Below are 11,882 nucleotides of genomic sequence, written 5' to 3'. Positions count from 1 at the left end.
TAACTTAGAAATTACCACGCAAAAAATAAAAAAATGAGAAAGTTTTATGAGCAGTTGTTAGAAAACAATAAAAAGTGGGTTGAGAATTCATTGGCTTTAGATCCAAATTATTTTGCTGATCTAGCAAAAGGACAGTCACCACCATTATTATGGATTGGATGTTCTGACAGTCGTGTTCCAGCAAACGAAATCGTAGGTGCAAAGCCAGGTGAAGTTTTTGTTCACCGTAACATTGCAAACATGGTTGTACATTCTGATATGAATATGCTGAGTGTACTGGATTATGCAGTAAATGTATTAAAGGTAAAACACGTTATTGTATGCGGGCACTACGGATGCGGAGGTGTAAAAGCCGCAATGGGAAATATGTCTGTTGGAATTATTGACAACTGGATTCGCCACATTAAAGATGAATACCGTTTGCACGATAAATATTTGAATTCAATTGAAGATGAAACGGAGCGTTTTAATGCTTTTGTAGAAATCAATGCTAAGGAGCAAGTTTACAATTTAGCCAAGACTTCAATTGTTCAGGGAGCTTGGAAAAACGGTCAGGATTTAATGCTTCACGGATGGGTTTATGGTTTAAATTCTGGTTTTGTAACCGATTTAAATGTAAATATCGCTTCGAATGATGAATTAGACGAAGTTTACCAGCTTAGTAATCTATAAGAAATAAAAAAATCGCCTTAAGGGCGATTTTTTTTTTATTCGTTTTCGTCTAAATTCTCATTAAATGCAGATGGAAGCATTGTTGGAATAAACTTGATTAAAATCGGTAATAATAAACTTCCTCCAGGAAGTAAAAATATAGTCAGTGACGGAATGGTTTTGCAAATATCCAAAAGCTGTTTTTTTACTTTCTTCTTTTCCTTTGCATCCAAATCTCTTGTTGTAGAATAGGCAAGGAGTACAACAAGTTCTTTACTCTGCATAATCTCTCTTACCAATCTGTTTTTGTTTCTTGTGATCAATTTTATAACGCTGTGCGTCATTTGATCGTAGAAATGTTTAACAGGATTCGAGTAGTTAAAGTATGGAATTTTACTTTTATGAGTGGTGATAAAAGTATTTGTAGTTGCAATACTTTTGGCTGTAAATTCATCCGTAACGCCCATCATCGAACCTAAAGAATACAGAAAGTAGGCTTCTTCATTTTCAACAACACCGTCGCTCCAAAGTGCCATTCCTGCCATATCTATTAAGTAATACTGTTCTAGTTTGTTGCTGAAATAATCTAATTGAAGAGTTTCTAAAGTTTCTACCGTAACTTTTGAGAATTTCGAATAACGTATAGAAGCTTCAAACAGCTTAATCAATAAATCGTCGTGAACTGATTTTACTGTTTTGGTTTTCAGTGCCAAACCAACAATACCAAGTACCGTTTCTTCAATACGCTTTAAATATTTCTCTGGAATTTCGCCGTGAGCTAGATATTGTCTAAAAGCCAAAACATCAATAAAAAGCAAAGCATTGGTTACCAAATGCGAAAAGTTTTTGCTGATGATACTGTCGTTCGTTTGAACTCTTTGATCAATAATAGTTTCCAGCGAAAGGGAAGGTGTATCTTTTGGAAGTAAAATTTTAAACAAGTTAAATCCCTCTGGATTCATTTGTTTGTAAAACTTTAAAACTTCTGAAATAAAATTTTTAGGTTCCGAATTTCTTTTCTCTAAACAAAAAACATGGTAGAGAGTGTTGAGTAAAGCTGTCTTAGAAATTTCGGTTTTAAACCAGCCTTTTATCGGAATAGGAAACTGCGAATCAATAGCAATAATATGACCATAGATAAAACCCGTTTCTCTTACTTTATAGTAAAAGGAATCTACAGTCTCAAAAGGGATAGCTTCTGAAAACTTCTGTTCACTAAAAAACTTATCTATCCAGCCTGGTGCTGATGGGTTAATCATTGACTTAATTTTGCTGATGCAAAGCTATGTCTTTTTCTTGTTTTAGAATTAGTTTTAAAATGAAATAACCACTAGATTTTGTTAAAATAGTGGTTATTATGATTTTCTTATTTGATAATTCCTGCACAAGCAACTCTTCCGCCGGCATTTCCGGTTGGTCGCGTTGTAAAGTCATCTGTTCCTTCATGTACAATTAGACCTTTTCCTAGCACATCTTTGTTAGAATCTCCACAACCTACACACCATTCGTCAGTAGTAAAAGTTATAGATCCGTTACCTTTTGCATCAGCAGTAAAGTTTCCGATATCACCTTTATGATATTCTCCAACTCCCCATTTTCCGTGTTTTTTAAAGGTAGGATTCCAGTGTCCTCCAGCAGAACTTCCATCGGCGACAGTACAATCTGCTTTTTCATGAATGTGAATTGCGTGAACACCTGGTTTTAATCCAGTCATTTTTGCTGTAAAAGTCACTTTTCCATTTTTTTCCGTAAAAACAGCAGTTCCGGCAACAGTACTGTTACTTTTTGGTTCTAATGCAACAGTCAAAGTTTTGGCATCACCAGATTTTGTATTGGTCTTACAGCCAATGATTACGGCTGTAATTATAGCGAAAGAAACGATTAGTTTTTTCATATCTATGGGTATTTTAATTAAAGATTAAGTAAATTTAACATAAAATAACGGATTACTTTAACTCTAAAAGTTAAAAAAAAGTCAAACTATACGTTATAAAATACAATCGATTGAGCACAAAACCCAAAAATATTGCTTAAATTCGTAAGGGTTTTAACGAATAATTTCTGAAACCAAACTTCTCTAATTCGCTCACATTTAATTCTTAATGTCATGATGAAAAAGATTTTAATTCTCGTTTTCCTTAGTTCAATAGTACTTTCCTGCAATATTTTTAAATGTAAAAAAAGCGATGCAGTTTCGAAACTCGACGGAACTTGGGATCTGAATTATATCACTGGTCCCCGAATTACTTTTGAAGGTTTGTATCCAAATAAAAAGCCAACAATAGTTTTTAATACGAAAGAAAATCAAGTTTCTGGAAATAACAGTTGTAACTCCTACACGGGAAAACTGGTTGTAAACGGAAATAAAATTGATTTTACGCGACCAATGGCCGTGACGAAAATGATGTGCATGGACGGACAGCAAGGCGAGCAGACTTATATGAGTACCCTTCAAAAAATAACCTCATACGATATTACGGATGATGGCAAAACTTTGAGTTTTATTTCTGGAGATATTGCTATGATGCGTTTTACTAAAAAATAGTTATATGAAAGCTAAATTATCTGTTTTGATTCTGTTTTTTGCTGTTTTAAGTTTTTCAGTCTGCAGAGACAGGAAAAAACAAAAAAACAACTCAAAGAAGAAAGAGAACTGAATAAGAAAAATGAAATTAAAGCGCTTCTTGATGCGAAAAATTTTGTTTTTGAAGCACAGAAAGTTACGCCTCAAGGTGGCAGATTAATTCAGCTCGATTACAGTACTTATTTCTTGAATTTTAATACCGACAATACAACTTGCGATCTTCCTTTTTTTGGACGCGGTTTTAATGTTGGATATAATAGTGACGGTGGAATTAAATTTGAAGGAAAACCAACAAATATAAAAGTTGAAAATAAGAAGAATAATACTGTTCTTAAAGCGACAGTGCGCGGAAGGACGGACAGTTATGATTTAACTTTTACCGTTTTTTATAATGGAAGTGCCACATTAAATGTAAATAGCAATAACAGGGCGACGATTAGTTATGATGGAGTAATAAATGCTCCAAAATCTGAAGAAGCAAAGGATAAAAATTGAACGGCCTCATTTTTTTAATTACGATTTTAAAAATCAATATATTTTAGAATGTATAATTATTTAGAAACAAATTTAAAATTAAAACTATGAAAAAATTAAGTCTTATTTTTATTATGGCCACTGCCATGTTTTCATCTTATGCGCAATCTTCATTCAAAGAAGATGTTGATGTTTTACAAAGTGTTTACGGAAAATCTAAAAGTGAACTTGTAAAACAGTACATGAATCTCTCAGATGCACAAACCGTCGCTTTTACTAAAGTTTATGATGAATACGAAACAAAGCGTAAAGCCCTCGGACAAACTAAATTTCAATTAATAAATGATTATGCGACTAATTATGATACTTTAACTGATGCTAAAGCAGATGAATTGGCAAAAGGAACTTTGAAAAATCATATAGATTATGAAAAATTATACTCTAAAACTTATGGTCAAGCCAAAAAAGCGATTGGCCCTATAAATGCGACTAAATTTATTCAGTTGGAAGTTTATCTGCAAACCATTATTCGCAGTGAAACTTTAGAAGCGATTCCATTTATTGGAGAATTAGATAAGTCAAAAGTTCAATAAAAGTCGTTCATGAAAGAAAATAGAAAAGGCAGTTATTTTTTAGATAACTGCCTTTTTTATGTGGTTTAGCAAAATTATTTTGCTGTTTTTACTTTGTAAATTTCATTTACCATTCCGTCACGGAAACTGTCTAATGTAAGTTCCCAGAACATAATTCCTCCTAATTTCTTAGCTTTCACATATTCTGCTTTAGCTTTTATAGATTTAAGATCGTCAGATGTTGCGAAAGTTTTTGTAGCCGCATTATACCAATATGGTGCTTGTGCTTTTTCATCATAAAAATATTTCCAGCCATTTGCTTCTGTATAAGTTGAAGCAAAGTTTTTAAAGTTTACACCTTCAATATGTTCTCCAGGCTGATAAAGACCATTATTTATATTCTCTACATTTTTCCAAGTTCTAGAATAGAATGCGCCTCCAATAACTAATTTCTCAGCTGGAACACCTTGTTTTAGTAAATATTCAACAGCTCTGTTTGTAGATTCTTGATTTGAATTTGTGCTGTATAATGGAGTGTGGTGACCTGTAACTTTAGAATATCCGTTTACTAAATCATAACTCATAATATTAATACGATTAACTAATGGAGTTACAGCTTTCCAGTCAATAGATTCATCTAAATATTTTTGGAAACCACCTGCGACAGAAACTCAATTCGTATTTTTTGCCTAATGTTGAACGAAGTATTTTTACTAATTCAGTAAAATTTGGTTTATCAACAGCTTGGAATAAATGTCCAGGAAGTCCTTCTATAGCTGGATATTCCCAGTCTAAATCTAAACCATCTGCTTTATAAGAATCGCTGATTTCTTTTACAGATTTAGCAAATTTCAAACGCCCCTCAGCAGTAGAAAATGCGACAGAGCATGGTTCGCATGACCACCCCAGCCGCCAAGAGATAAAATAATTTTTAATTGCGGATTTTTAGCTTTTAAAGAAACTAAGTGTTTAATAGTAATGGAATCTTTTTCAGAATCGACAGTTAATTTTCCATCTTTTAAATGAAGAAAACTAAATATAATCTGATTTAGTTTATCTACTTCATATTCATCAATAAGTTTAGAATCGCCTGTATAATAGGCAATAATATCCATTTTTTTTACTTTTCTGCGCATAAGTATTGGAGATACCAAAGCACATTAAAAATAATGCGATTAGAGTAATGTGTTTCATTATTTGTTTTTTAGCGTTTTTAGAATGCTAAAATTAAAGCAATACATTCAATATTCAGCTTTTAATAACTATAAAAAAGTAATTTTAACGAAAATTTTGCAAATCGTTGCAAAAATATTGCGGATTGCATGTAGCATAAGAAAAAAATAAACCCGCACAGTTTCGGACTTGCGCGGGTTTAAACAAATTAAAAGCTAAAAACTATTTTATATTAGAAGCAGTATAAATTTTCTGCAACTAATTTTTCTGCAATTTTTTCTCTAAGAGCTACAACATTTGGCAGATTAGTGTATTTTGTAAAACGTTTTAATCCCATTAACATCATACGTTGCTCATCACCTTCAGCAAAAGAAGCAATTCCTTCTTTTCCTTTTAAGTTTACGATATCTACAGCTTTATACAAGTATAATCTTGCCATAGCAATCTGCTCTTGAACTTTGTCTTCACCTTTATTTTTGGCTAATTTTTCAGTTCTTAAAATAGTACTTTCAGCCATGTAGATTTCGATTAAGATATCAGATGCGGCCATTAATAATTGTTGGTGAGCATCTAAATCAGCACCATATTTTTGAACAGCGCTTCCGGCAACCATTAAGAACACTTTTTTCAAGTTAGCAACGATTCCTTTTTCTTCTGCAAACAATTCAGAGAAATCTGGAGTATCAAAAGATGGAATTCCCATTAATTCTTCCTGAACTTTCATTGCAGGACCTAATAAATCAACGTGGCCTTTCATCGCTTTTTTGATCAACATACCTACAGAAAGCATTCTGTTGATCTCGTTTGTTCCTTCGTAGATTCTAGCAATACGAGCATCTCTCCAAGCACTTTCCATCGGAGTATCTTCAGAGAATCCCATTCCTCCAAAAATCTGAATTCCTTCGTCAGAACAGTTTTGAATATCTTCAGAAACTGCTACTTTCAAGATAGAACATTCGATTGCGTATTCTTCAACACCTTTTAGTTCAGCTTCTTGGTGAGAAGTTCCTTCAGCTTCACGAGCCGCAATTCTATCTTCGATGTCTTTTGCAACACGGTAAGAAGCACTTTCTCCCGCGTAAGCGCTGGTTGCCATTTCAGCCAATTTAGAGCGAATAGCTCCAAAAGATGAAATTGCAGTATTGAACTGGATTCGTTCGTTAGCATATTTTACTGCTCCCGTTGTTACTCTTCTTTGAGCATCTAAACAAGCGTGACCAATTTAATACGGCCTACGTTTAAAGCATTCATTGCGATTTTGAAACCGTTTCCTCTTTCAGACAACATGTTTTCAACCGGAACTTTTGTTTCGTTAAAGAAAACCTGACGCGTAGAAGAAGCACGGATTCCTAATTTATGCTCTTCTTCATTCATAGAAATTCCGTTTGACGGATCATTCTCTACGATGAAACCTGTAATATTTTTATCATCTCCAATACGAGCAAAAACGATGAAAACGCCGCAAAAACCTGCATTCGAAATCCACATTTTTTGTCCTGTAATGGAGTAGTATTTTCCATCTTCAGATAAAACTGCTTTAGTTTTTCCTGAGTTAGCGTCAGATCCAGCGCCTGGTTCCGTTAAGCAATAAGCTCCAAACCATTCTCCAGAAGCCAATTTTGGAACGTATTTTTTCTTTTGTTCCTCAGTTCCATAAAGTGTAATTGGCATAGTTCCAATACCTGTATGCGCACCAAAAGCAGTTGAGAAAGATCCAGTTGCACCAGAAATGTAATCACAAACTAACATTGTAGATACGAATCCCATTCCTAATCCGCCGTATTCCTCAGGAACCGCAACTCCAAGAAGTCCTAGTTCACCCGCTTTACGCATAGATGATTCTGTGTAAGCGTAATCTTTTTTCTCAAAACGATCTTTATGCGCCCATAACTCTTTGTCAACGAACTCCTTCACAGAGTCACGCATCATCAACTGCTCTTCCGAGAAATCTTCTGGTGTAAAGATGTCTTCGCACTTTGTTTCTTTAACTAAAAACTGACCACCACGAGTCACGTTTTTTTCGATTGTATCTGCCATTTTTATTTTTTTTTAAGAGAAAAGAAAATAGAATATAGAGAATAGATTTTAGACTGAGCTTACTTTACTTTAGTCCGTTTTGGAAGCCCATTGTCATTCTTTGAAATTCTTCTATTTTAATTTCTAATTTGTTAAATTGTGTTTCGTTTATATATTTTCTATGCGTTGCAATCAATAATTGTGTAATGAGTTCAAATGAAGAACCTAGAGAAATGTCTAAAAAATGACTGAAAGATTTATCAGTTCGAGAAGAACCTTCAGCAATATTACTAGGCATTGAAACAGAACATCGGCTTATTTGAGAACTAAGATCATATCTTTCATGTTTCGGAAAGTCTAACAATAAATCTGAAATATCATTAGCAATTGAAATTCCAAGTTTCCAAATCTTCAAGTTCTTATAATTATGTCTCATGTTTTTTGAGCCAAGTTAAAGAATTAAAATAAAAAGTAAGATTATTACTATTTATTATTCTTGAGACATTTTGTAATTTCAAAAAGTCTTATCTCTTTCTTCTCAAAAAAAATCTATTCTCTATATTCTATATTCTATATTCTATATTCTATGTTCTATATTCTATGTTCTATTTTCTATATTCTATTCTCTATTATCTTTTTTAAAGAACCTCGTAAATCCCCGCACTTCCTTGTCCAGTCCCCACACACATAGAAACAATTCCGTATTTACTGCCTCTGCGTTTCATTTCATCAAATAACTGAACAGAAAGTTTAGCACCTGTACAACCTAGAGGATGCCCTAAAGCGATTGCTCCACCGTTTACGTTTACGATATCCGGATTTAAACCTAACTCACGAATTACAGCCAAAGACTGAGAAGCAAATGCCTCGTTTAATTCCACCAAGTCAATATCTTTTAATTCTAAACCAGCTTGTTTTAACGCTTTCGGGATTGCTTTTACTGGACCGATACCCATGATTCTTGGTTCAACGCCAGAAGAAGCAAAGTTTACAAGTCTTGCAATTGGTTCAAGATTTAATTCTTTTACCATTTCTTCGCTCATAATTAAAACGAAAGCAAGACCGTCACTCATTTGAGAAGAGTTACCAGCAGTTACGCTTCCGTCAGCGACAAAAACTGGTTTTAATCCAGATAAGGCGACGATAGAAGTTCCAGCTCTTGGACCTTCGTCTTGTTTTACAACATATGATTTAGTTTCTTTTTTTCCATTTTCATTGATGAAAGTCTGATCCACAGTAATCGGAACGATTTGTTTGTCGAATTTTCCTTCTGCCTGAGCTTTCAAAGCTTTCATATGAGAGTTGTAAGCAAACTCATCCTGATCTTCTCTAGAGATTTTGTATTGGTTAGCAACCGCTTCAGCAGTTAAACCCATTCCCCAGTAGTAATCTTCGTGACCTGCAGCGACAACTTTATAATCCGGAGTTGGTTTGTAACCTCCCATCGGAATAAAACTCATACTTTCTGCACCACCAGCGATAATACAATCTGCCATTCCTGATTGGATTTTAGCAGTTGCCATTCCGATAGTTTCTAATCCAGAAGCGCAATAACGGTTAACCGTAACCCCAGGAACATCTTCAACTTTTAATCCCATTAAAGAGATCAAACGTCCAACATTTAAACCTTGTTCTGCTTCCGGCATTGCATTTCCTACCATAACGTCATCGATACGTTTTTTGTCGAAATCAGGCAGTTCATCCATCATAAACTGAATCGTTTCTCTCTGCTAATTCGTCAGGTCTTTTAAATCTAAAAACCCCTTTTGGTGCTTTTCCAACTGCGGTTCTATATGCTTTTACTATATATGCTGTTTTCATTTGTTTTTGTTTTTTTAAGATTATAGAAAATAGATCATAGAAAATAGACTATTACTTTGTCTCAAAATCTATATTCTTTTCTCTTTATTCTATTTTTTAAGAGTATAGAAAATAGAGTATAGAAAATAGACTTTTACTAAGTCTGAAATCTATATTCTATTCTCTTTGTTCTATTTTCTAGTTTCTTAATGGTTTTCCTTTAGTTAACATATATTGAATTCTCTCCAAAGTCTTTCTCTCAGTACATAAACTCAAGAAAGCTTCACGTTCGATATCTAATAAATATTGTTCTGATACTAAAGTTGCTTCAGATAAATCACCACCAGCCATTACGTAAGCCAGTTTGTTAGCGATTTTTTTATCGTGCTCAGAAATGTATTTTCCAGCTTCCATTTGATCTGTTCCAACTAAGAACATTCCAAGCGCTTGTTTTCCTAAAACCTTAACATCAGTTCTTCTGATAGGCTGTGTATAACCCGCTTCCGCCATTAGCAAAGCATGTTTCTTAGCTTCAGCAATCTGACGGTCTTTGTTTACTACGATAACGTCTTTTCCATGCCGCAAAAGTCCGGTATCAAAAGCTTCATAACCAGAAGTCGAAACTTTTGCCATAGCGATTGTCAAGAAATATTCTTGAAGAACGTTTAATTCCACATCATTTTTGCGGAATAAATCTGAAGCTCGCAAAGCCATTTCTTTAGAGCCACCACCACCAGGAAGTACACCAACTCCAAATTCAACTAATCCCATGTAAGTTTCTCGCAATGACTACCACTTTATCAGCATGTAAGCTCATTTCACATCCACCACCAAAAGTCATTCCGTGAGGCGCAACCACAACTGGAATAGAAGAGTAACGAACGCGCATCATTGTATCTTGGAACAATTTAATTGCCATGTTCAATTCGTCATATTCCTGTTCAACAGCCATCATGAAAATCATTCCGATATTAGCCCCAACAGAGAAATTCGCCGCCTGGTTACCAATAACTAAACCTTGATATTCTTTTTCAGATAAGTCGATTGCTTTATTGATAGCCTGAAGAACATCGCCACCAATTGTATTCATTTTAGATTGGAATTCTAAGTTCAAAATTCCATCTCCTAAATCTTGGATAATTGCACCACTATTGCTCCAAACTTTTTTGCTTTCGCGAATGTTGTTCAGAATAATAAATGAATCTTGTCCAGGAACTTTTACTTGAGATTTTGTTGGAATGTTATAGAAATAGGTCGCTCCTTCTTTTATAGAGTAGAAACTTTCGCTTCCAGAAGCTAACATTTCGTTAACCCATGCGGCTGGTTCAAGACCTTCTGCTTTCATAATTTCAATTCCTTTGGCAACACCAATTGCATCCCAAATTTCGAATGGACCATTTTCCCATCCAAAACCAGCTTTCATGGCATCATCAATTTTGTATAATTCATCTGAGATTTCAGGGATTCTGTTTGAAACATAAGCAAACATTCCAGCGAAACTCTTACGGTAGAATTCACCCGCTTTGTCTGTTCCATTTACCAAAACTTTAAAACGATTGATTGGTTTATCAATAGTTTTTGTTAGTTCAAGTGTAGCAAAATTTGCTTTTTTAGCAACAGCGGTATTCTAATGTATCTAAGTCTAAAGAAAGAATATCTTTATCTACTTTTTTATAAAAACCTTGTCCTGTTTTACTTCCTAACCAATTATTTTCCATCATTTTTGTGATGAAATCAGGAAGTTTAAACAATTCGTGTTGCTCATCTGTCGGGCAGTTTTCATAAATACCGTTGGCAACGTGTACCAAAGTATCTAAACCAACAACGTCAACGGTGCGGAAAGTAGCCGATTTTGGACGACCAATAACCGGACCAGTCAATTTATCCACTTCTTCAATTGTTAATCCCATTTCTTTAACCAAGTGGAATAAACTCTGAATCCCGTAAATACCAATTCTGTTTCCAATAAACGCCGGAGTATCTTTAGCAACAACCGAAGTTTTTCCTAAGAATTTAGAACCGTATTCGTTTAAGAAATCCAATACTTCAGTTGAAGTTTTTGGACCAGGAATAATTTCAAATAATTTTAAGTAACGCGCAGGGTTAAAAAAGTGAGTTCCGCAGAAGTGCTGTTGAAAATCTTCGCTTCTTCCTTCGCTCATAAAATGAATTGGAATACCAGAAGTGTTAGAAGTAACCAAAGTTCCCGGTTTACGGAATTTCTCGATCTGCTCGAATACTAATTTCTTAATGTCCAAACGTTCTACAACAACTTCGATAATCCAGTCAACATTGGCAATTTTTGCCATATCATCAGTCGTATTTCCAGTCGTAATTCGGCTTGCAAATTTTTGACTGTAAATAGGAGAGGGTTTCGATTTTAATGAATTCGCCAAATGTTCGTTTACCACACGGTTGCGAACGGCTTTACTTTCAAGTGTTAATCCTTTTTTAGCTTCAGCTTCTGTCAGTTCACGAGGTACGATGTCAAGAAGTAAAACTTCAACACCAATATTAGCAAAATGACAAGCTATACCTGAACCCATAATTCCGGATCCAATTACAGCAACTTTTTTAATTGTGCGTTTCATATTTGTAAAATTTGTTTTTTG

Annotated in this window: 10 protein-coding genes and 3 pseudogenes; 4 read left to right on the top strand and 9 right to left on the bottom strand. The window is 34.4% G+C overall.

The window, feature by feature from the left end; genetic code table 11:
• Positions 1 to 33: 33 nt before the first annotated feature.
• On the top strand, positions 34 to 672 hold the full coding sequence (gene can, locus ACZZ95_RS26435) for a carbonate dehydratase (RefSeq protein WP_095951786.1): 639 nt from the start codon (positions 34 to 36) through the stop codon (positions 670 to 672).
• A gap of 35 nt (positions 673 to 707) precedes the next feature.
• Here can and ACZZ95_RS26430 read toward each other — a convergent pair whose 3' ends face one another.
• Positions 708 to 1,910: an LETM1-related biofilm-associated protein gene (locus ACZZ95_RS26430; RefSeq protein ID WP_095951785.1), complete on the bottom strand. Its 1,203-nt coding sequence runs from the start codon at positions 1,908 to 1,910 to the stop codon at positions 708 to 710.
• A 107-nt stretch (positions 1,911 to 2,017) separates the two neighbouring features.
• On the bottom strand, positions 2,018 to 2,545 hold the full coding sequence (locus ACZZ95_RS26425; RefSeq protein WP_463471367.1) for a superoxide dismutase family protein: 528 nt from the start codon (positions 2,543 to 2,545) through the stop codon (positions 2,018 to 2,020).
• A gap of 213 nt (positions 2,546 to 2,758) precedes the next feature.
• Here ACZZ95_RS26425 and ACZZ95_RS26420 point away from each other — a divergent pair, with 213 nt between their 5' ends.
• From ACZZ95_RS26420 to ACZZ95_RS26410, 3 genes are all read left to right on the top strand, one after another.
• Complete coding sequence (locus tag ACZZ95_RS26420) at positions 2,759 to 3,196, top strand: META domain-containing protein (protein ID WP_463471366.1); 438 nt, start codon at positions 2,759 to 2,761, stop codon at positions 3,194 to 3,196.
• A gap of 15 nt (positions 3,197 to 3,211) precedes the next feature.
• Entirely contained in the window at positions 3,212 to 3,730 is a 519-nt protein-coding gene (locus tag ACZZ95_RS26415) for a DUF4251 domain-containing protein (RefSeq protein WP_463471784.1), read from the top strand.
• Between the two features lie 86 nt (positions 3,731 to 3,816).
• Positions 3,817 to 4,302 (top strand): hypothetical protein, encoded by a 486-nt coding sequence (locus ACZZ95_RS26410; protein WP_463471365.1) that lies wholly within the window; start codon positions 3,817 to 3,819, stop codon positions 4,300 to 4,302.
• A gap of 74 nt (positions 4,303 to 4,376) precedes the next feature.
• Here the strand turns inward: ACZZ95_RS26410 and ACZZ95_RS26405 are convergent, their stop codons facing one another.
• From ACZZ95_RS26405 to ACZZ95_RS26375, 7 genes and pseudogenes are all read right to left on the bottom strand, one after another.
• A complete protein-coding gene (locus ACZZ95_RS26405) occupies positions 4,377 to 4,910 on the bottom strand; it encodes a glycoside hydrolase family 18 protein (protein ID WP_463471783.1) in 534 nt (177 codons plus the stop codon).
• A gap of 4 nt (positions 4,911 to 4,914) precedes the next feature.
• Entirely contained in the window at positions 4,915 to 5,136 is a 222-nt protein-coding gene (locus ACZZ95_RS26400) for a glycosyl hydrolase family 18 protein (protein ID WP_463471364.1), read from the bottom strand.
• A complete protein-coding gene (locus ACZZ95_RS26395) occupies positions 5,133 to 5,396 on the bottom strand; it encodes a glycosyl hydrolase family 18 protein (protein WP_463471363.1) in 264 nt (87 codons plus the stop codon). Before ACZZ95_RS26395 ends, ACZZ95_RS26400 begins: the two co-directional genes overlap by 4 nt.
• Before the next feature lie 290 nt (positions 5,397 to 5,686).
• Positions 5,687 to 7,491: pseudogene (locus ACZZ95_RS26390) on the bottom strand (acyl-CoA dehydrogenase family protein).
• Between the two features lie 64 nt (positions 7,492 to 7,555).
• The gene (locus ACZZ95_RS26385; RefSeq protein ID WP_463471362.1) at positions 7,556 to 7,906 is read right to left on the bottom strand and encodes a four helix bundle protein; all 351 of its coding nucleotides are present in this window, start codon (positions 7,904 to 7,906) and stop codon (positions 7,556 to 7,558) included.
• A 202-nt stretch (positions 7,907 to 8,108) separates the two neighbouring features.
• A pseudogene (locus tag ACZZ95_RS26380) lies at positions 8,109 to 9,291 on the bottom strand (acetyl-CoA C-acyltransferase).
• Positions 9,292 to 9,468: 177 nt separating this feature from the next.
• Positions 9,469 to 11,861, bottom strand: a pseudogene (locus ACZZ95_RS26375) (3-hydroxyacyl-CoA dehydrogenase/enoyl-CoA hydratase family protein).
• Positions 11,862 to 11,882 lie beyond the last annotated feature (21 nt).

The organism is Flavobacterium sp. AC267 (assembly GCF_979258715.1).
This window is presented reverse-complemented; position numbering and strand designations above follow the sequence as displayed.